The organism is Pseudoalteromonas aliena, assembly GCF_038155085.1.
GTDB classification, from domain to species: domain Bacteria; phylum Pseudomonadota; class Gammaproteobacteria; order Enterobacterales; family Alteromonadaceae; genus Pseudoalteromonas; species Pseudoalteromonas aliena_A.
In genome coordinates, this window is sequence record NZ_JBAKAU010000136.1 from 1 (window position 1) to 227 (window position 227).

Annotated in this window: 1 protein-coding gene; it reads left to right on the forward strand. The window is 38.8% G+C overall.

The window, feature by feature from the left end; genetic code table 11:
• Nucleotides 1–187 (forward strand): RNA chaperone Hfq (locus tag V6260_RS18830; protein ID WP_341595595.1); only part of this gene is annotated, 187 nt, incomplete at its 5' end.
• Nucleotides 188–227: the final 40 nt, after the last annotated feature.

Consider the following 227-nt stretch of genomic DNA (forward strand, 5'->3'; position numbering starts at 1 on the left):
GGTAAATGGCATAAAATTACAACGTAAAATTCAGTCATTTGACCAATTTGTTATTTTACTTGAAAACACCGAAAATCAAATGGTGTATAAACATGCAATTTCAACAGTTGTACCTGCTCGCGCAGTCAACTTCCAAGGTGATCTAGGGGATGAGAACATTGAAGAGCCAGAAGCTGGATTCTTTTAATTAGGTGGGTAATGCTTGTTTGACCGCTATGAAACCGGCG